The sequence below is a fragment of the Myroides sp. LJL115 genome (assembly GCF_054871665.1).
Genome location: NZ_JBTXLS010000051.1, coordinates 1 through 22057, shown reverse-complemented (window position 1 = coordinate 22057; position 22057 = coordinate 1). Strand labels below are relative to the sequence as shown.

Here is a 22057-nt window from a genome sequence, read left to right as displayed (position 1 = left end):
CCCAGGTAAGAACAGTAACTTTCCCCTCATATACCTGCTATATTTACCCTAAATATCTCCGTACAACTTTGGACTTTAGTTTGTTATGCAACCTTATCCGATATTATTGGGCCTGATATAGTTTCTGTTCGTCAGGTCAAGGGTTTGCCTAGCGCTTCCTTCAGATTCCACCTCACGATGGACACCCTTGCATTTGGCTAACACTTCCCGTTGTAAAGGCGTGTTCGGGACTTGCACCCTAGAGTTACTGTCCATGCTGGGCACACATATAAAAACAGCTTTTAGAGCAAAGTACCCTAAAAGCTGTAAAAATATATTACCAATAGAATATTGGATCCTCTTCATTTTGTAAAATAAATAAGCGGAAATCCTCATATATGTCAGCATTGCCAATAGTATGGGCATCTCTTACTTTTTTATCTAAAGTAAGTTTGTGAACTATACCGGAATAAGTTCCTACATACAGTTGTTTTTTATCTACCGATAAGCTCATTCCTGAAATGGTAGAACCTAAGAAGTGCTTCCATAAATGTTTTCCATTAGTGTCAATTGCTCTAATATAACCATAAGCATCCCCTAAAATATAGTAGTTATTTAATGCTACTCCTTGGTAAACACGCATTTCTTCATCTAATACAATACACTTATCGGTTTGCTCATATGGATCTAAATCCAATCCAGATAAATCCTCTGTATTTACTCCAACGGTTTCTCCATTATAAAAATGGCAGGAATTTGTAATTAACTGAGTATTATCTGCACTAAATAAACAAAAATGAGGGTAAGAACTAAGTGGACCTATATCCCCAACTTTGCTATATCCATTATGGGTATCTAAAACTAAAAAGTTGCTATCTTGGCTAGCAACCACCACATATGAATTATCTAGAGAAAGGCACGCATTCTCCATGTCAATTAGTAGAGGCTCATCCTCTGTATCTCCTAAAGTTAATAAATTTTGTTTTTGCTTGTCAAGAACATAAATTCCAGAATTACTAGTTATAAGTATTCTAAGCCCATCATTAAAAGGAATGACTTTACTAATATCTATATCGTGTAATTCTCCTAATTCAAAACGATGGATAACATCTCCATGAAAAGCCTTTTTAGTAAGAATATAGTCGCTATAAACAATAGCGAAAATGTCATTTTGAAGTGACTTTCCAAAACTCTTAATTTCTGGGTCTAAGGCAACAACTTTAGTGCCAGTAGCAAGATATGCTTGTCTTTCTTGATAGGCAGTACCTTGCATAAAAGCAATTACATCAAAATCAACAGCTATGACATCCCCTATATAACATCCTTTGTCCTTTAAATAAGGTTCTAATGCATGAGTTGAAGGAGCAAATTCTTCCCTAAACTTTTCAACTGCATTTTCCTTATTGGCTTTTTTAAGTAACTCTACCACATCACAAGCTAAATCAAACCTAGTTTCTAGAGGTTCTTCTAGATCTTTACCAGAGAGATTTTCCCAACCTAGCCTATCCCCTTTTTCTACAAAAGCATTTATTTTAGTTGCATATTCTTTGCCTTGTTGATCCCACTTTTTTCGGAGTGTTTCTTTATTCATATTTTTAATATTTTAATTATCATCGTTGGTTTGAAACTGATTTAAGCTTTGCCAGTATTTATCTTTAAAGATATAGTAGCTTATAGTGAAGCGGTCTTGGTAGTTAAGTATCCATTTATCTAAAAAACGGGAAACTTCTCTGAATTCTTTACATGGTAAAAAAATACTACAACTCCCGTCTGAAACTTTGCGTGCAGCATTTAAATATCCTTCATGGTCTTTTAAGTTTAAGGCCAAAGAATCCTCCATATCGTAAATAAGCTGATAGTCTTCTTTACTAGGTAGACCATTTTCAATAGGATTAAAGTCTATTACTACTTCCACCATCCAAGGGTGAGAAGCCTTAGCATCCCAAGAAAGTAAAGTTTTGTTTACTACGGCTAAGATTACAGCGCCTTCTGGATTCGCTCCCTGTAAAGATGAGTACATATCCTTATCTGTATTGTAGCGAGTACCTTGATATTTCTCTACAAATTCACTTTCTCTATATTGTAAATATCCCTTTAGTTTATCCATCGGAATTAATTCGTGATCTGCTTGTTCAAAACTACATACTTGTAAATTATCAATAAGAGAAACGCTCTTTAATTCCCCTAAATAATTATCAATAAATAAACTTACTCCATTGAGTATGTTATCGCGATCTTCTTCCTTATAATCCGAATATGCAACTACAATACTTACATAATCAGGGAAATCTGGATAAATTGGTGAAAAGAAAGCCATCTTTTCCGCCTCAAAGACATACCCATGAATATCAATACCTAAATCATTGACATTAATCTCCGGTTTTAAAGCGGTAAAGCGCCAATTATCTAATTTAGGAGCAGCTTTAATTAAATCTTCTATAAAAGTTATATTATGAACAAAACCGTCAGCTGTTAATATAAATTCGGCTTGTTCGGCGCTGTACATTCCAGTGAAATAGAAGATATCTTGTCTTAACTCAGCTAATTTTTCTGCTAATTGAGATAGAAACTCCTCTTCTATTTTATCTCTGTCTTTAGAGTTTACAACCTGCCAGAAATTATTTTGATTTTCAAGGAACCAATCCCAAAACTGTTTTGAATCTGATTCTGCCTTTGAATTTTGCTCTTTCATATTAGTTTTTTATTTTTTAAAGATTGTCATTAACAATCATTTGTTACACGTATTTCTCCAACTAATTTTATGGTATAATCCTCTCTAACTTTTTGGCTTAAAAAAAGTAAGTAATTATCACTTTCATAAAAGTCTGTAGCATTGATTAGAAGATCTAAGCCTTTATCTTGATTAATATCGCCAGCCCATATTACATAAGGAAGAATTGACTCTATTTGCTGTGCCTGAAAAAGGACAACTATTTCTTTATTAGGTAAAATAAGCTTTAAGCTATAATCTGTTATATTATTGTTTAACCATGTCATTGGTTCGTGGTTTTCAATAAACTCACTGGGGTATTGTTCCCCCTGATAGTCTATGACAACTCCGCTAGCCTCTAGTATATATTTCCCTTGGCTTGTCTCTATACTATATCTTTGTCCTGGCAGCAAAGAAATACTCTGTGCAAGAGTAGTAGGCTCTAAGGATCTTTGAGCAAAGTCAGTAAAAAAAACTGCGCTTTGTTTTGTCTTAGACCCAATAAGTAGAGCATCCTCCCCTACGCAATCATCAAAGGTATAAGTTAGGGTAAAATCAGCTTTTGTAGTAAACCATTTTCCACTAACACTATCTCTGGAAAGTTCATACCAATTATCTGTGTCTAATCCCTGAGGGTATCCTTGGCTCTCTTTTCTATAATAAGTTGGTATCAATAATTTAACCTGTTCTACTACTTCATTAGGACTTTGCTGTATGGATTTGTTTTCTAAAGTAGTATTTTCTTCTACTCTAGAAATAGTATTATTCTGATTAATTACTTTAGCATTCTCCAATTTATTTGGATCATTTTGACATCCTATAATGCATACTGTACAAAATAAAACTAGTAGTGTAACCCTCTTGATTTTTACCATCACATCAATATTATTACAATTATTATTCTCTGTGAAGACTCTCTTTTACATCCATAAGTGAAATCTTGCTAGGGCAATATTAGACTATTTTTGAGCTATTTAGAATTAATCAAACCTAAAAACAGGACTAAAGGACTAAAAATACCTGAAAACAACTAGATCTTTACTCTCTTTAATAACTAAAATTTGGCTTAACTTAGCTAAAGCTACTTTATAAAGTTATAAATAATAAGAGAAAACAGAAGTTATATTTTTCTAGAAAAACATAATTTTTACAAACACTTTAACAATGAAAGATCTAAAAGTAATTATAGCTTTATTTTTTATTACATCATCTACCTGGGTTCAAGCGCAAAAAAGCCAAAAGTGGACTATGTTCTACAATCAAGACTCTACCAAAGTTGGTTATAGAGCGGCAAATGGATCTATAGAAGTAGAGCCTCTAGAAACTATTATAACTCCACCCTATTATTTTGAGAATATTATTGCCGTAATACAACTTGAGCAAGATAAAATTAAAAGTTATTATCTAAGTAAACCCAGAAAAGAGATAGCTAGGGATAGTCTCTATTATTTTGATAATAAACCAGATTGTGAAAGTGAAGGATTTATACGATTTAAAGATCCTACATCTCAGAAAGTTGGGCTAATTAATGCCTTAGGCCAAGTAGTTATTCCAGCCCAATATGATGAGCTATCTAAGGTGAATAACCATTTATTAGTTGGGCTATTAAATGCAAAAAGGGTTGTCTATAATAAAGAAAAATCTACAGGTGATTCCCATTTTTATTTCAAGGGAGGTAAAAGGGTATTAATAGACACTACTAACACTATTTTAATTGAAAATTTTGATAGTCAAAACCAGCTTAATCTTTTTACTCTAAAAAAAAGTAATTTCCCAACACAGCAAAGTAATCGAATAAGTTTTGAAGTTAAAGATAAGAGCTATTATAGTTTTATAGATGATCAAAAGGACTTCACTATTTGGCTTAAAGAGGATTTACTAAAAAATCTAAACAAACAAAAACTGCTTAGTTCTAGTTTTGATTCTATTGTTTGGCAATCCAGTAAGGGCTGGAAGACAACTGCTAAACAAGAGTTTATAGGTAATAATTATCTCCTGATCCAAGAATGCCTTCTGCAACTCACTAATGAGAAAAACACCTATACTATTTATAGAGATGGTTTGAATCCCTATCTTTTTGATCCAAATACTTATCCAGAGTACTTTGATAATTGTCATGAGCCAAAACAAGATGAGTTCCCTACTTTTAGTCTAGTTATTAATGTGAAGGAGAGTTCTGAACTAACTCAAAATTTCTTTGAATTTCTTTTAACCAAAGAAGGATATAAATTGATAGCAGTCACCATTAGAAATAGGCAACTATTGTAACTTATATAACTAAAAGCACTAAATAAAAAGACCGCCAAACTATGTGGCGGTCTTTTCTTTTTTAAATTTTATTTTCTACAATTGTCTCGATCACCTCTGGGTTAATTAAAGTAGATACATCTCCAAATTCTTTTTGTTCTCCTTGAGCAATAGAACGCAATATTCTACGCATAATCTTTCCACTTCTAGTTTTAGGTAAACTATCCACAAACTGAATCTTATCTAACTTAGCAATTGGCCCGATGTGGCTTGAAATCATATTGTTGATTTCCTTTTTAAGGTTTTCTCTATCTCTATATTCACCTTCTAATTTTAAAGTAATAAAACCATAAAGTGCATTTCCTTTTACATCATGAGGATAACCAACAACAGCAGATTCCGCTACAGCTGGGTGCTCATTGATAGCATCTTCAATTGGAGCACTTCCTAGGTTGTGTCCGGATACAATAACTACATCATCTGCTCTCCCTGTAATACGGTAATACCCCACTTCATCTCTTAATGCACCATCTCCTGTAAAATACATTCCTGGGAATTGAGAGAAATAAGTATCCTGATAGCGTTTATGATCCCCCCAAATGGTTCTTGCCATGGATGGCCATGGAAATTTAACGCATAATGATCCGTCTACTTGGTTGTCATTTATTTCATTCCTTTTTTCATCCATTAAAACCGTTTGTATACCAGGTAATGGTAAAGTAGCATAGGTTGGCTTAGTTGGAGTTAGGAAAGCTAAAGGTGAAATTAAGATACTTCCTGTTTCGGTTTGCCACCATGTATCTACAATAGGGCATCTTTTCTTTCCAACATGATCATTATACCAGTGCCAAGCCTCTTCGTTAATTGGTTCACCAACAGATCCTATTACGCGTAGTGAAGATAAATCATGGCTATTTACATGACTATAATCCTCTGTCATTAAAGAGCGTATAGCAGTTGGAGCAGTATAAAATTGGGTTACTTTATATTTATCAATTACATCCCAAAAACGGCTTGGAGATGGATAGGTTGGTACACCTTCAAACATAATAGTAGTTCCTCCGTTTAATAAAGGACCATATAAAATGTAGGAGTGCCCAGTAATCCAGCCACAGTCTGCAGTACACCAAAACACGTCGTTTTCTTTGTGATCAAATACATTTTTAAATGAATATGCTGTTTGTACCATGTATCCAGCTGTAGTATGTACCATTCCCTTTGGAGTTCCTGTAGATCCTGAGGTATATAAGATAAATAAAGGATCCTCTGAATCCATAACCGTAGCTACATTATTATCAGAGGCCTTTTCTAAAAGCTCCTCTAGCCATAAATCTCTACCAGGCTTCATTTCTACAGGACTGTTAGTACGTTTAACAACTAATACCTTTTCTACTTCAGGGCAAGATTCTAAAGCTTGGTCTACAATTGTTTTTAAATCAATTTGCTTACTCCCTCTAAAGCTACCATCACTTGTAATAACCACTTTAGCTCCACAATCATTCACTCTTTTAGCAATTGCCGAAGAAGAGAAACCTGCAAATATAACGCTATGCACTGCTCCAATTCTAGCACATGCAAGCATACTAACAGCTAGTTCTGGGATCATTGGTAAATAAATACAAACCCTATCCCCTTTTTTTACGCCCAAATCTTTTAAGACGTTAGCCATTTTACATACTCTTTGATATAGATCTTGGTAAGTAATAATTTGCTCTGGTTCACTAGGATTATTCGGTTCGAAGATAATGGCCGGTTTGTCGCCTTTTTTAGAAAGATGTCTATCTATACAATTCTTTACAATATTTAGCTTTCCATTTACAAACCATTTAAAATGAGACTCATCGGTATCAAAGGAAAAGGTCTTATCCCATCCTTGGTACCAGACGAAGTTTTCCTGGGCAATTTTATCCCAAAACTTCCTTGGTTCACGAACGGATTTCTTATAATGTTTAAAGTACTGTTCTAGATTTTCAATTTTATAATAACTCATAATTTAAAAAACACTTTTTGGTTGATTGGTTAATGTTGGTCCTTAAATATACCATAAAGCCTATAAAATACAAAAGGAGATACTGCTTTTTATGTAAAAAAACAATATCTCCTTTATATTTTTCTAACTTTAAACTTATAAAGTTACTATTAATTGCTTTGCTTGCTCGAACTCAGTAACAATTTCGTTGATAATATTCTCCACAGAATCTACCTTATCGATCATAGAAGAAATTTGTCCTACTTCTAATTCACCTTGCTGTAAATCTCCTTCAAACATTCCTCTTTTTGCTCTAGCTCTTCCTAAGTAGTCTTTTAATTTCTCTACGTCTGGCCCGTTTTGGTAAATTTCCTGCAAGCCTTGGTAGAATTCATTTTTAATAAGTCGCACTGGAGCTAACTCTTTTAAACTAAGTGCTGTGTCACCTTCTTGGAGTGTAGTCACTAGGTTTTTAAAATCAGCATGAGCAGAACTCTCCAAAGAAGCCACAAAACGCGTACCCATTTGAACTCCCTGAGCTCCTAATACCATTGCAGCTAACATCGTTTTTCCTGTTCCAATACCCCCAGCTGCTATAACTGGAATATCTACTGTTTTACAAACATTAGGAATAAGAGTAAGTGTGGTAGTTTCCTCACGCCCGTTATGTCCACCTGCTTCAAAACCTTCTGCAACTACTGCATCTACACCAGCTTCTTGGGCTTTCAAAGCAAATTTAGCCGAGCTAACTACGTGAACTACTGTAATACCATGATTCTTTAAAATCTTAGTCCATGTTTTAGGGTTCCCTGCAGAGGTAAACACTATTTTAACACCTTCGGAGATTACTATATCCATAATTTGCTCCAAATTTGGATAAAGCATTGGAATATTTACTCCAAAAGGTTTATCGGTTGCTTTTTTACATTTTCTAATATGCTCTAATAGAACATCTGGGTACATAGACCCCGCTCCAATTAGACCAAGACCACCAGCGTTACTTACTGCACTTGCTAATTTGTATCCACTATTCCAAATCATCCCACCTTGGATAATTGGATGTTGAATACCAAAGAGTTCACAAATTTTATTCATATTTTATTTTTGGTTGTTTATACTTTGGAAATCACTCCTGAGCCAATTAATTGCTCATCGATATGCCAAGATACAAACTGACCTTCGGTAATTGCAGATTGAGGTTGCTCAAATTCTACATACATCCCGCTTTCTACTTTATGTAGAGTAGCTTTTTGTAAAGCTTGACGATATCTAATTCTTGCTAATATAGACATTGTTTGCCCCGCTTCCAAAGCTAAATCTTCTCTAATCCAATGAATTTCGGATTCTTTTACAAATAATACACTATGAAATAGTCCAGGGTGCTGATTTCCTTGACCAGTATAGATAATATTTTCCTTAACGTCTGTTGCAATAACAAATAAAGGCTCTACAGTCCCTCCAACATTTAAACCTTTTCTTTGTCCTGTTGTAAAGAAATGCGCCCCATAATGATCCCCTACTTTTTTACCCATAGATGGTTCATAAACAAAAGCTTTAGCTCTTAGATGTAACTGCTCTTCTAAACTAAGGTTTTCAAAATCCTTATTTTGTTCAAAAACATTTGCGTTTTTAGGAATCTCATAAATAAAACCATCTTTAGGTTTTAACTGTTGTTGCAAGAATTCTGGCAATCTAACTTTACCAATGAAACATAACCCTTGTGAGTCTTTTTTATCTGCTGTTATAAGATCCATTTGTGCAGCAATTTCTCTTACCGCTGGCTTTAAAAGCTCCCCTACTGGAAATAAGGCTTTACTTAATTGCTCTTGAGATAATTGACATAAGAAGTAAGACTGATCTTTATTAGGGTCTACTCCTGCTAATAGTTTATAAACAGTTTGTTCATTCCCATCTGAATCGATAATTGTTTCTTCCTCTTTTCTACAATAATGACCTGTAGCTACGTAATCCGCTCCTAAACTCAATGCTATTTTCATAAATACATCAAATTTAATTTCGCGGTTACAAAGCACATCAGGATTAGGAGTACGACCATTTTCGTATTCCTTAAACATATAATCTACAATCTTATCTTTATACTGTTCACTTAAGTCAACAGTTTGAAATGGTATACCTAATTTTTCAGCTACGATTAAAGCATCATTACTATCCTCTAGCCATGGACATTCATTAGAAATGGTCACAGAATCGTCGTGCCAATTTTTCATGAATAACCCAATAACTTCATATCCTTGTTCTTTCAATAAGTAAGCGGCTACACTTGAGTCTACACCACCTGAAAGACCTACTACTACTCTTTTCATAAATATTTTTATCTATAAAATAAGCTGCAAAAATACGCAATTAAAAAAACAATACATATTGTTTTGATAAAGGTTTAACCATGAAGATGGAGCTAAAAATTAGAATGTGTAAAAAAAATGTCAATTTTTTTTACAAAGTATATTATCACTTTTCTTTAAGATCTAAAGAAAATCTTTAAAGTGGACTAGAATGTCAAATTCATTTTTAAACTCTTTCAATAAAATCAACTAAAAAGTATCAATATTGGATACTTAAAAAAAGCTGTAAAATAATTATGAAAATTTAATTTGTGAAAATACATCAAGAACATCATAAAAAAATGCCCCGTTATAGTCGAGGCAACTAAATGTTTTCACAACGGAATAATCCTTATTGTGAATTGCTTTCATTATTGTATTGTCAAATGTATAATTTTATTTGGATAAAAAAAACATTTATTAAATATTTTATCGTATTATTACATATAATACTTTACACTAACTAACGAAAAGTAAAAATTATGAAAAGAATATTAGGTTTAGACTTAGGTACAACGTCGATTGGATGGGCATTTGTTCACGAAGCTGAAAATAAAAATGAAACATCTTTCATAGAAAAAATTGGTGTCCGTGTAAACCCTCTTACTGTTGACGAGCAAATAAACTTTGAGAAAGGCAAACCAATTACCACTAATGCAACAAGGACCCTAGCTCGTTCAGCACGACGTAATCTACAACGCTATAAACTAAGACGCAAAGACCTTATAGCCACTTTAAAACAGAATAATTGGATTTCTGATGATACAATATTAGCAGAAAATAATAATAATTCAACTTTTGAAACATTCCGCTTAAGAGATAAAGCAGTTACCCAACAAATAAGCTTAGAGGATTTCGCGAGAGTATTACTGATGATTAACAAAAAAAGAGGATATAAAAGTAGTCGTAAAGTAAATAATACCGAAGAAGGACAATTAATTGACGGTATGACTGTGGCTAAAAGACTCTATAACGAAGATTTAACTCCTGGGCAATTGTCCTTACAACTAATTACAGAGGGTATAAAGAAATTACCTGATTATTATCGCTCTGATTTAAATCAAGAGCTAAATTTAATTTGGACCGCCCAACAAAGGTTTCATCCTGAAATTTTAACCTTTGAATTTAAAGAGTTACTTAAAGGAAAAGGACTTAGGGCAACTTCTGCACAATTTTGGACAACTTATAAATTTAACACGGCAGAAAATAAAGGAACTAGGGAAGAAAAAAGAATACAGGCTTATAAATGGCGTTGTGATGCTTTGACCAAACAACTAGATAAGGAAATCGTTGCATACGTAATTGCTGAAATAAATGGACAAATACACAATTCATCTGGTTACTTAGGTGCAATAAGTGATAGAAGCAAAGAACTCTACTTTAATCAAATAACAGTAGGTCAATATCTCTATAAGCAATTATGTCACAACCAACATATAACCTTAAAAAATCAAGTTTTTTACAGGCAAGATTACTTAGATGAATTCGAAAAAATATGGGATACTCAAGCTAAATTTTACCCCAATAAGCTAACCCCTGCCCTTAAAAAAGACATAAGAGATACTATAATTTTCTATCAAAGAAAACTAAAATCTCAGAAGGGGCTAATAAGTTTTTGTCAATTAGAGCAAGAAGAGAAACAAATTAATGGAAAAACTAAGACAATTGGACACCGTGTCACTCCTAAATCTTCTCCTTTATTTCAAGAGTTTAAAATATGGCAGCAACTACATAATGTTACTTTGCGTAATAAGAAAACAAATGAAGTTGTAAACTTAGCTACTGAACAAAAAGAGCATTTATTTGAAGAGTTAAATTTAAGAGGTAAATTAAGTAGTGCTCAAGTCCTCAAATTAATCGAAGACAAGCCTAAAGAATGGGAGTTAAATTATACTGAATTAGAGGGTAATAATACTAATAAAGCTCTCTATAATGCTTATTTAGATATTCTAGATATGGAAGGTTATGACGTTAGAAACGAATTAAAAATAAAACTCAATAAAGATGATATCGAATTAAGCGATTTACTTGTTAACTCCTCTGAAATCAAAGAAATGATATCTTCTATTTTTAAAAATTTACACATCAATACCGACATCTTGAAGTTTGATGCTACTTTGGAAGGAAAAGATTTTGAAAAACAAGCCTCCTACCAACTATGGCATTTACTATATTCATATGAGGAAGATAGTTCGCCAACTGGTCTTGATACTTTATATAAATTACTACATAAAAAATTCAATTTTTCCCTTGATCAAGCTAAGTATATTGGAAGTGTATTATTCCAAGACGATTATGGCAATTTGTCAGCAAAAGCAATTAGAAAAATATTCCCTTTCATTAAAGAAAATAATTACAGTACTGCCTGTACCCTTGCTGGGTATAAACATTCTAAAGATTCTCTTACTAGAGAAGAAAATGCTAAGAGAGAACTAAAAAGTCAATTAACCATCTTGACTAAAAATAGTTTAAGAAATCCTGTAGTTGAAAAAATCTTAAATCAAATGATTAATGTTGTCAATACATTGATTCAAGAAGAAAATGACAAATTATTAGCTCAAGGAAAAGAACCTAATTTTAAATTCGATGAGATTCGTATAGAGTTAGCACGTGAACTTAAAAAAAATGCAAAAGAGCGAGAAGACCTAACTAAATCTATGGCAAAAGGAAAAGCAGACCATGAGAAATTTGTAAAAATACTACAAAGGGAGGATGGAATAAAAAATCCTACTAGAAGTGATATCATAAGATTCAAACTGTATAATGAACTTAAGAATAATGGATATAAAGATTTATATACAAATCAATATATACAGAGAAAGGACATCTTTACTAAAAAATATGATATAGAACATATTATTCCACAATCTAAATTATTTGATGATAGTTTTTCAAATAAAACCTTAGTACCAAGAAATATAAACCTTAAAAAAGGGAATCAAACTGCTTATGACTTTATTCTATCTGAATATGGCATGGAAAAGGCTAATGAATTTCAAACAAGGGTTACGGATTTATTTAGCTTAGGAGACTCAGAAGGCATATCTAAATCGAAATATAAAAAATTATTAATGACCGAAAAAGAAATTGGAGAAGGTTTCATTGAAAGGGATTTACGAGAAACACAATATATTGCAAAGAAAGCAAAATCGATATTATTTGAAATTACTCCCTTTGTTGTTTCTACTTCTGGAAAAATTACGAATCGTCTACGTGAAGATTGGGGACTAATCAATATTATGCAAGAATTAAATTTTCCCAAATATAGAACTGCAGGCCTCACTGAATTCATTGAAATGAAAGATGGCAATAAAAAAGAAGTTATAAGTAATTGGACCAAACGCAATGATCACCGTCACCATGCTATGGATGCTTTAACCGTGGCATTTACAAAACATAATCATATTCAATACCTTAATAATCTAAATGCTAGAAAGAATACTTCTGACAAACTACATGCTAATATTAGTGCAATTGAAGCAAAAGAAACACATATTACAAAAGATTCTTCAGGAAATAGAAAAAGGGTTTTTAATGAACCGTTTACCAACTTTAGATCTACAGTGAAAGACCATTTAGAGAAGATTTTAATTTCGCATAAATCGAAAAATAAAGTTGTAACAAAAAACATTAACAAAATAAGCGGGGCAAATATAGAGCAAATAACATTAACACCTCGAGGCCAATTACACAAGGAAACTGTATATGGAAAAATTAACCAACATATTGTAGAAAAAGAAAAAGTAGGTCCTAAATTTACTAGAGAAGTGATTGAAAAAGTAACTAATCCAACCTATCGTAAATTATTACTAAAAAGATTAAAAGATAATAATAATGATCCCAAAAAAGCCTTTGGTGGTAAAAATGCCTTAAATAAAACCCCTATTTATATAAGTTTAGAAAAAGATATTAGGATGCCAGATACTGTTAAAGTACTTTATCTACAAGAGGATTACACCATAAGAAAAGAAATTTCACCAGATTTAAAGATTGATAAAGTAATTGATATAGGTATTAAACGAATCTTAGAAAAAAGACTGAAAGAATTTGATAATAATGCTATAGCTGCATTTTCTGATTTAGATAAAAATCCTATTTGGTTAAATAAAGAAAAAGGAATTGCTATTAAACGTGTAAGCATCTCAGGTGTCAAAAATGCTCTACCCTTACATATCAAAAAAAACCATTTGGGTCGCAACATATTAGATAGCCAAGGGCACAATATACCTGTCAATTTTATTAATACTGGAAATAATCATCACGTAGCAATATATGAAGATGAAAACGGAAATTTACAAGAAAGCGTCGTATCTCTATTTGAAGCGGTGGAACGTGTAAATCAACACTTACCAACAATCGATAAAACATTTAACCAACATTTAGGATGGAAATTCTTATTTACTATAAAACAAAATGATTTATTCTTATTCCCATCAGATGAGTTTAATCCAACAGAATTCGATCTATTCGATAGAAACAACTATGCAATAATAAGTAAGCACCTTTTTAGGGCACAGAAAATTTCAACTAAGGATTACACCTTTAGACATCATTTAGAAACTACAGTTGAAAATATTAAAGAGTTAAAATCAATTACCTGGAAACGTGAAGGTCTTAATGGTATACAAAAAATAACAAAAGTAAGGACCAACCATTTAGGAGAGATAGTTCAAGTTGGCGAATATTAATATAAAACCAACAGTTTTGATTGATTGGCCATTTTGCTTGCGTTGATTCTATCTAAAATTTGCGTATCGCCACACAAATACAGACGATACGCATGACCCAAAAAAAAGTAGTAACTCTATTTCTTTATATTCTCCATCTAACAATTTAAGAGTATGCCCAAATTTACACCTACCAATAAAATATTAAAGTAACGAGTTACTTGTAGTAAATAAGGATAGAAACAGAGTCTAAAATAGTCATATATACTAGAAGAAAAGAAGGCAATTGCAAAAAAACTAAAAATTTACTAACAAACATATCACTAACTAATGAGCTTTAGTCGTTATAATGCATATAGAATTATGTGGATATTAGTCTTTTTTGATTTACCAACAGAATCCAAGCGTCAGAGAAGTGTCGCCACTAAGTTTAGAAAAAAATTAATAGATGATGGCTTTAATATGTTCCAATTTTCTATCTATATCAGGCACTGTCCTAGCAAAGAAAATGCGGAAGTACATATTAAAAGGGTAAAAAAGCAACTTCCTCCAGAGGGAAAAATTGGTATACTCTGTATAACTGATAAACAATTTGGCCAAATGGAATTATTTTCTGCAAAAAAAGAAACAGAGCTTCCCGTAATGCCACAACAATTAGAACTATTTTAACCCAGATTCCCCTTAAAAAATTTAGTGAATCCATTTAGGTACATTTCCTGATACGTAACCTTATAAAATTAAAACTCAATGATTTTTTAACTACCCTATAGGGCTAATAGATAAAGAGCTTACACTCTTTTTAATGCCTAATAATCTTTTTAAAACATTTAATACAAACAACAGGCTTTAAATTAAAGATTGATTCTTGCACAAGTCTTCTTTACAAAAAATTTAAATAGTGCAAAAGGGTGGGTATTCTGACAATAGTTTACTATAGGATAAAATATTGGATTTTTTTTTGAAATATCTATTATAACCAAACTAGAGTTGAATACTCCACTCCATAGTGCAGTCCACTTTGGTGCACTTTCGTCGGAATGTCCACTAGAGTTGCTAATAGAAATAAAAAAACACTACGAAATCTATTTTTTCTATAGTGTTTTTTTGTTTTTTAGACATCGTGAATCCCTCCTAGCCCCTATGTTTTCCTACTATTCAAGTGAGGGCTGCGGTATTACCTGATAAATTTACAATAATTTGAAAGCAATTCACAACTGTTAAGTAGATTTCATGAAATTACACCACGCTGCGGTATTACCTGATAAATTTACAATAATTTGAAAGCAATTCACAACTACTGCTAAAACAAAAAACACAATAAAGGCGCTGCGGTATTACCTGATAAATTTACAATAATTTGAAAGCAATTCACAACAGGGGGATAAATTTTGTGATAAAAAGTTGTGCTGCGGTATTACCTGATAAATTTACAATAATTTGAAAGCAATTCACAACTGTTAATTCTCCATTTTTCAACAAAGGTTTGCTGCGGTATTACCTGATAAATTTACAATAATTTGAAAGCAATTCACAACAGCTCCTTTGATATGGAAGGAAATTAACACGCTGCGGTATTACCTGATAAATTTACAATAATTTGAAAGCAATTCACAACAAAGTTTTCAAGATGTTTTACATCTGGATGGCTGCGGTATTACCTGATAAATTTACAATAATTTGAAAGCAATTCACAACAGTATCTGATTCTTTTTCTAAGTCTTTATAGCTGCGGTATTACCTGATAAATTTACAATAATTTGAAAGCAATTCACAACTGAACCATTACTTTGTAAATTGATAACTGTGCTGCGGTATTACCTGATAAATTTACAATAATTTGAAAGCAATTCACAACAAATTTCCATCAATCCAATCTTCCATCACTGCTGCGGTATTACCTGATAAATTTACAATAATTTGAAAGCAATTCACAACTCTTTAACTGAAACTTTTAAGTTATGTATTGCTGCGGTATTACCTGATAAATTTACAATAATTTGAAAGCAATTCACAACAGCATCTGTAAGATGTTTATTAATTTGAACGCTGCGGTATTACCTGATAAATTTACAATAATTTGAAAGCAATTCACAACAGTATTTTAAAAACTCATTCGCACCTATACGCTGCGGTATTACCTGATAAATTTACAATAATTTGAAAGCAATTCACAACAGGTATCTTTCTGAAAAAAACAACTGTGAAGCTGCGGTATTACCTGATAAATTTACAATAATTTGAAAGCAATTCACAACCATTGTAATATTGCTCTGTTATACCATTAAGCTGCGGTATTACCTGATAAATTTACAATAATTTGAAAGCAATTCACAACTACTTTGATATTTTCTTCATCATAGTAATGGCTGCGGTATTACCTGATAAATTTACAATAATTTGAAAGCAATTCACAACTTAAACGATAATTGAAAACCACATCTACACGCTGCGGTATTACCTGATAAATTTACAATAATTTGAAAGCAATTCACAACTTTCTGTGTGTTCATATCTGCCATAACCATGCTGCGGTATTACCTGATAAATTTACAATAATTTGAAAGCAATTCACAACTAAACTTACCAAGTGCGTAACCTAGTGCGTGCTGCGGTATTACCTGATAAATTTACAATAATTTGAAAGCAATTCACAACTGCTTCTGTGATTTTTGCTAAGTCGTCTACGCTGCGGTATTACCTGATAAATTTACAATAATTTGAAAGCAATTCACAACGGGTTGGACTAAAGGACAATTATCTATTTCGCTGCGGTATTACCTGATAAATTTACAATAATTTGAAAGCAATTCACAACTAGAAAAATACACAGACCCTGATGCTAGAAGCTGCGGTATTACCTGATAAATTTACAATAATTTGAAAGCAATTCACAACTATAGGGCTTCCATATCCTGGAACCAATTAGCTGCGGTATTACCTGATAAATTTACAATAATTTGAAAGCAATTCACAACGCTTCGCTCGCTTATCTGGAGAGAATGAAGGCTGCGGTATTACCTGATAAATTTACAATAATTTGAAAGCAATTCACAACATTATATCCAATGAATAAATTTTTAAATGTGCTGCGGTATTACCTGATAAATTTACAATAATTTGAAAGCAATTCACAACTAACGACTTCGAGCTAATAGCTTCGGATTAGCTGCGGTATTACCTGATAAATTTACAATAATTTGAAAGCAATTCACAACAAAGTACAAACACCTGCATCAATGTAAAAAGCTGCGGTATTACCTGATAAATTTACAATAATTTGAAAGCAATTCACAACAGGTATTCTAAATAAGGAAAAAAAGCCTTAGCTGCGGTATTACCTGATAAATTTACAATAATTTGAAAGCAATTCACAACACACAGCAACCTAACTTTAACCAAGGTTATGCTGCGGTATTACCTGATAAATTTACAATAATTTGAAAGCAATTCACAACTGGGGATAATGGCTTCGAACTAAAAACATAGCTGCGGTATTACCTGATAAATTTACAATAATTTGAAAGCAATTCACAACACTAGAGCAGGCAATGAGCAAGGTTACTGAGCTGCGGTATTACCTGATAAATTTACAATAATTTGAAAGCAATTCACAACTAAAGGGTTAAAAGAAATAACGCTTTCAGGGCTGCGGTATTACCTGATAAATTTACAATAATTTGAAAGCAATTCACAACCGAGTGCTAAAACATTAGACGGAACAATGTGCTGCGGTATTACCTGATAAATTTACAATAATTTGAAAGCAATTCACAACAAGATTTAGAAGTATTAAAACAGAAGCTAAGCTGCGGTATTACCTGATAAATTTACAATAATTTGAAAGCAATTCACAACTAGCAAGCTTTTGGAACGCTAATGAATTATGCTGCGGTATTACCTGATAAATTTACAATAATTTGAAAGCAATTCACAACTAGTAAGGAGATTATCCAAGTGGATTGTCCGCTGCGGTATTACCTGATAAATTTACAATAATTTGAAAGCAATTCACAACCAAAGAAGCTATTATCGAAACAAGGGGAGTGCTGCGGTATTACCTGATAAATTTACAATAATTTGAAAGCAATTCACAACCTACAAAATTAGCAGCCCATTTATAAAATGGCTGCGGTATTACCTGATAAATTTACAATAATTTGAAAGCAATTCACAACTGGTTATCGTTATGGTGCAAAAGAGAGCGTGCTGCGGTATTACCTGATAAATTTACAATAATTTGAAAGCAATTCACAACTAAATGTATTATAATAACTGTTCTCGCCCTAGCTGCGGTATTACCTGATAAATTTACAATAATTTGAAAGCAATTCACAACAAATATCTAATACACAAGGTAAAGACTTACGCTGCGGTATTACCTGATAAATTTACAATAATTTGAAAGCAATTCACAACTTAACTTAATCCAATCCAAAGGCGGATTAAGCTGCGGTATTACCTGATAAATTTACAATAATTTGAAAGCAATTCACAACAGATGCCGGCACGTCCTCATTTTTATAAGAGCTGCGGTATTACCTGATAAATTTACAATAATTTGAAAGCAATTCACAACAAGTGCATAACCGTTTGGATATCGGAAGCAGCTGCGGTATTACCTGATAAATTTACAATAATTTGAAAGCAATTCACAACAAGGAGGACAGCAGGGCGAACAATTGTGTAGCTGCGGTATTACCTGATAAATTTACAATAATTTGAAAGCAATTCACAACAATTAACAAGGAAAAAGAGAGAGAGCGACAGCTGCGGTATTACCTGATAAATTTACAATAATTTGAAAGCAATTCACAACGACGTCCATAAAGAACACATCTTGCCGATAGCTGCGGTATTACCTGATAAATTTACAATAATTTGAAAGCAATTCACAACCAATAGATATGCGTACTAGGGAGTACATTATGCTGCGGTATTACCTGATAAATTTACAATAATTTGAAAGCAATTCACAACTGGAGAGGATTGCGGATGCGATGAACGCAGGCTGCGGTATTACCTGATAAATTTACAATAATTTGAAAGCAATTCACAACATATAAGCTAGAGGGAGAGAGCATTGTAAAGCTGCGGTATTACCTGATAAATTTACAATAATTTGAAAGCAATTCACAACACTTGCACAATTGATGAACTACAAAATCAAGCTGCGGTATTACCTGATAAATTTACAATAATTTGAAAGCAATTCACAACGAAAGGTTCAGAAGTCTAAAACAATAGATAGCTGCGGTATTACCTGATAAATTTACAATAATTTGAAAGCAATTCACAACTATCTATTTCTTTTTCAACTTGATCGTAAAGCTGCGGTATTACCTGATAAATTTACAATAATTTGAAAGCAATTCACAACTTTTCAACCTATTAAATAACTTAATGCATTGCTGCGGTATTACCTGATAAATTTACAATAATTTGAAAGCAATTCACAACCCCCTTTGAGATAATATAATAACCAATAACGCTGCGGTATTACCTGATAAATTTACAATAATTTGAAAGCAATTCACAACTTTTAGCGCAGCTAAAAGCTTGTAGGTTTTGCTGCGGTATTACCTGATAAATTTACAATAATTTGAAAGCAATTCACAACTGCGTTGTCTAAGGTCAAGAGGTGTCTTGTGCTGCGGTATTACCTGATAAATTTACAATAATTTGAAAGCAATTCACAACTTGGACAGCCTTTTTTTGTAACACTTACAAGGCTGCGGTATTACCTGATAAATTTACAATAATTTGAAAGCAATTCACAACTGGAATGCTTGTAAGGCTAACCAAATAGACGCTGCGGTATTACCTGATAAATTTACAATAATTTGAAAGCAATTCACAACAGTGAGATATGTAGTAACTGCAAAGCAACAGCTGCGGTATTACCTGATAAATTTACAATAATTTGAAAGCAATTCACAACCCCTTCGGTTGGGGGGAAAAATCGCCCTTCGCTGCGGTATTACCTGATAAATTTACAATAATTTGAAAGCAATTCACAACCGTTAGGTCAACGGTCATTTTGATAGCGTAGATAAATTTACAATAATTTGAAAGCAATTCACAACCCCTTCGGTTGGGGGGAAAAATCGCCCTTCGCTGCGGTATTACCTGATAAATTTACAATAATTTGAAAGCAATTCACAACATAGCTAGTTAACTTGGTAACTACGACTTTGCTGCGGTATTACCTGATAAATTTACAATAATTTGAAAGCAATTCACAACTTGGGAGTAACCTCTTTCAAGGTAATATTTGCTGCGGTATTACCTGATAAATTTACAATAATTTGAAAGCAATTCACAACTACTTCGGCTTATTTTGTGGGCTTGCCTATGCTGCGGTATTACCTGATAAATTTACAATAATTTGAAAGCAATTCACAACGCTCAAGCTCTTTATATAGCTTTTCGAACAGCTGCGGTATTACCTGATAAATTTACAATAATTTGAAAGCAATTCACAACAGTTGCTTTAGTTTATGTTGATGGTGATATGCTGCGGTATTACCTGATAAATTTACAATAATTTGAAAGCAATTCACAACAGGAAGTAAGGAATCTAACACTAATATTAAGCTGCGGTATTACCTGATAAATTTACAATAATTTGAAAGCAATTCACAACCTAGATTACTTGAGTTTTACTCACATGGAGTGCTGCGGTATTACCTGATAAATTTACAATAATTTGAAAGCAATTCACAACGAGCAGAGCTAGCCCACTTAGCGTATCTCTGCTGCGGTATTACCTGATAAATTTACAATAATTTGAAAGCAATTCACAACGATGTTGGCTATGCTCCTAATACGATTGCAGCTGCGGTATTACCTGATAAATTTACAATAATTTGAAAGCAATTCACAACAACACCACCTGCTCTATACTTCGCAAATATGCTGCGGTATTACCTGATAAATTTACAATAATTTGAAAGCAATTCACAACGGTGTTAGTGAAGTTAAGTCTTGGAGGGAAGCTGCGGTATTACCTGATAAATTTACAATAATTTGAAAGCAATTCACAACAATTTGCGTAACATAGTTTTGTGTGTTTTGGCTGCGGTATTACCTGATAAATTTACAATAATTTGAAAGCAATTCACAACGAGATGCGTATTGATTGATATTAATAGCACGCTGCGGTATTACCTGATAAATTTACAATAATTTGAAAGCAATTCACAACAGATACTATCAAGCTGATTAAGTCTGGTAAGCTGCGGTATTACCTGATAAATTTACAATAATTTGAAAGCAATTCACAACTGCCCTTGTGTAAGGGTTTTTTTATTATCTGCTGCGGTATTACCTGATAAATTTACAATAATTTGAAAGCAATTCACAACAAAAAGGAAGAACAGAAATAAATAATTTTTGCTGCGGTATTACCTGATAAATTTACAATAATTTGAAAGCAATTCACAACCATCCATTAAGGCAGATGTCTGATAAAAGAGCTGCGGTATTACCTGATAAATTTACAATAATTTGAAAGCAATTCACAACACTTGCATTCTTGATATTAGTATTCTTTCGGCTGCGGTATTACCTGATAAATTTACAATAATTTGAAAGCAATTCACAACGATAGGGGATCGCTAAAAAAATATTTTGGTGCTGCGGTATTACCTGATAAATTTACAATAATTTGAAAGCAATTCACAACTGCTACATCTTCTAAGTAAAATATTGTTTTGCTGCGGTATTACCTGATAAATTTACAATAATTTGAAAGCAATTCACAACTGATTTTTTATTATCTAATTTCGACCAAACGCTGCGGTATTACCTGATAAATTTACAATAATTTGAAAGCAATTCACAACTACCAATGCTCACATAGGAATGATTAAAAAGCTGCGGTATTACCTGATAAATTTACAATAATTTGAAAGCAATTCACAACTATGTTTACATTTATTTGACTCCATACTACGCTGCGGTATTACCTGATAAATTTACAATAATTTGAAAGCAATTCACAACGAAGATGGGTTATGGATATTCCACTCTATAGTGCACCACTAATCCGACCAAATTACACCATTTATTCCGCAATGCGCACCAATTATTCCGGAGCAATGTGCACCAATTATTCCGCTAATAGCACCAAAATTTCCGATAA

9 protein-coding genes and 1 CRISPR repeat array are annotated in these 22057 nt (G+C 32.6%); of the genes, 3 read left to right on the top strand and 6 right to left on the bottom strand.

Annotation, left to right across the window (positions count from 1 at the left end):
* Window positions 1-316 precede the first annotated feature (316 nt).
* The 3 genes from ACYSNX_RS11275 to ACYSNX_RS11265 are packed head-to-tail and all read right to left on the bottom strand — an operon-like array spanning window position 317 to window position 3564.
* A complete protein-coding gene (locus ACYSNX_RS11275; RefSeq protein ID WP_461754773.1) occupies window positions 317-1570 on the bottom strand; it encodes a hypothetical protein in 1254 nt (417 codons plus the stop codon).
* Window positions 1571-1582: 12 nt separating this feature from the next.
* A complete protein-coding gene (locus ACYSNX_RS11270; RefSeq protein WP_461754772.1) occupies window positions 1583-2671 on the bottom strand; it encodes a DUF695 domain-containing protein in 1089 nt (362 codons plus the stop codon).
* A 29-nt stretch (window positions 2672-2700) separates the two neighbouring features.
* Entirely contained in the window at window positions 2701-3564 is an 864-nt protein-coding gene (locus ACYSNX_RS11265) for a hypothetical protein (RefSeq protein ID WP_461754771.1), read from the bottom strand.
* A 289-nt stretch (window positions 3565-3853) separates the two neighbouring features.
* Between ACYSNX_RS11265 and ACYSNX_RS11260 the strand changes: the two genes are divergently transcribed.
* Complete coding sequence (locus ACYSNX_RS11260) at window positions 3854-4957, top strand: hypothetical protein (protein ID WP_461754770.1); 1104 nt, start codon at window positions 3854-3856, stop codon at window positions 4955-4957.
* 61 nt (window positions 4958-5018) lie between these two features.
* On the opposite strand, the gene acs is transcribed toward ACYSNX_RS11260, so the two are convergent.
* From acs to mnmA, 3 genes are all read right to left on the bottom strand, one after another.
* Window positions 5019-6926 (bottom strand): acetate--CoA ligase, encoded by a 1908-nt coding sequence (gene acs / locus ACYSNX_RS11255; RefSeq protein ID WP_461754769.1) that lies wholly within the window; start codon window positions 6924-6926, stop codon window positions 5019-5021.
* A 135-nt stretch (window positions 6927-7061) separates the two neighbouring features.
* Window positions 7062-8000, bottom strand: coding sequence for an NAD(P)H-dependent flavin oxidoreductase (locus tag ACYSNX_RS11250; RefSeq protein ID WP_461754768.1), 939 nt, complete (start codon window positions 7998-8000; stop codon window positions 7062-7064).
* 17 nt (window positions 8001-8017) lie between these two features.
* On the bottom strand, window positions 8018-9229 hold the full coding sequence (mnmA, locus tag ACYSNX_RS11245) for a tRNA 2-thiouridine(34) synthase MnmA (protein WP_461754767.1): 1212 nt from the start codon (window positions 9227-9229) through the stop codon (window positions 8018-8020).
* Between the two features lie 500 nt (window positions 9230-9729).
* Between mnmA and cas9 the strand changes: the two genes are divergently transcribed.
* Together cas9 and cas2 are read left to right on the top strand one after the other, a co-directional pair.
* Window positions 9730-13935 (top strand): type II CRISPR RNA-guided endonuclease Cas9, encoded by a 4206-nt coding sequence (gene cas9, locus ACYSNX_RS11240; RefSeq protein ID WP_461754766.1) that lies wholly within the window; start codon window positions 9730-9732, stop codon window positions 13933-13935.
* Between the two features lie 309 nt (window positions 13936-14244).
* Window positions 14245-14583, top strand: a complete 339-nt coding sequence (gene cas2 / locus ACYSNX_RS11235) for a CRISPR-associated endonuclease Cas2 (protein WP_461754765.1) — start codon at window positions 14245-14247, stop codon at window positions 14581-14583.
* 496 nt (window positions 14584-15079) lie between these two features.
* Window positions 15080-21918: direct repeats of the CRISPR family, unit length 50 nt; unit sequence GCTGCGGTATTACCTGATAAATTTACAATAATTTGAAAGCAATTCACAAC.
* Window positions 21919-22057: the final 139 nt, after the last annotated feature.